General features: G+C 71.9%; 1 pseudogene. It reads left to right on the top strand.

What is annotated here, in order from left to right:
- Positions 1-256 precede the first annotated feature (256 nt).
- Positions 257-979: pseudogene (locus ACWD3D_RS37385) on the top strand (SAM-dependent methyltransferase); the annotation flags it as partial.
- Positions 980-1,073 lie beyond the last annotated feature (94 nt).

The raw sequence follows: 1,073 nt of genomic DNA, 5'->3' as shown, positions 1-1,073 counted from the left end.
GCACCACGTGGTGCCGGGGCTTTCCCGCGCGTACCGGGGCTCGGACGGGGCGGCCGGCGGGGCAGCTGGGTGGCGGGGCGGCTGGGCGGCGGAAATCCGGTGGCGCCGCCGGTACGGGGGATCTAGCGTGTCCGGGTCGATGATCCGTACGTATGCGATGAGGTGTGCCCGATGACGGTCCGAGCAGCGACGGCAGACTCCGGTCGGCCGTTCTCCCCCGATGCCCCGAACCCGTCGAACACGAAGGACACATCCCGTGGATCTTCCACGCGTCTTCACCATCAGCGAGAGTAGCCACCGCATCCACAACCCGTTCACCCCGGGCAAGCTCGCCGCCCTGGGCCAGGCCCTGCACCTGCCCCCCGGGACCACGGTGCTCGACCTGGCCAGTGGGTCGGGAGAAATGCTCTGCACCTGGGCCCGGGACCACGGCGTCACCGGCACGGGGGTGGACATCAGCACGGTGTTCACCGGGCAGGCACGCGCTCGCGCCGCCGAGCTGGGCGTCGCCGACCGGGTCCGCTTCGTCCACGACGACGCCTGTGGTCATGTCAGTGACGAGCCGGTCGACGTCGCGGCGTGTGTCGGCGCGACCTGGATCGGCGGCGGCGTGGCCGGCACCGTGGAGCTGTTGGAACGCAGCCTGCGGCCGGGCGGCCTGATGCTGATCGGCGAACCGTACTGGCTCAAGGAGGTCCCGGACGAGGAGACCGCCCGAGCCTGCCTCGCCGGCGGCAGGGACGACTTCCTGCCGCTGCCGGAGCTGGTCGAGCGGTTCGGCCGTCTCGGCTACGACGTGGTCGAGATGGTCCTGGCCTCCCAGGACAGCTGGGACCGCTACCAGGCGGCCCAGTGGCTCAACCTCCGCCGCTGGCTCGACGCCAACCCCGGCGACGAGCTGGCCCCCGAGGTGCGGGAGGAGCTGACCACCGGCCCCGCCCGCTACACGCGGTACCAGCGCGAGTACCTCGGCTGGGGTCCCTTGCGCGTTGTCCTAGCCGAAGACCTCTTCCTGCTCCGCGACGGGCTGGTCCGGCTGCTGGAGGCGTACGACTTCGAGGTCGTGGCCGCCG

The organism is Streptomyces sp. NPDC002690 (assembly GCF_053592415.1).
The sequence above is the reverse complement of the archived record's forward strand: the minus strand, read 5'-3'. Positions and strand labels throughout refer to the sequence as shown.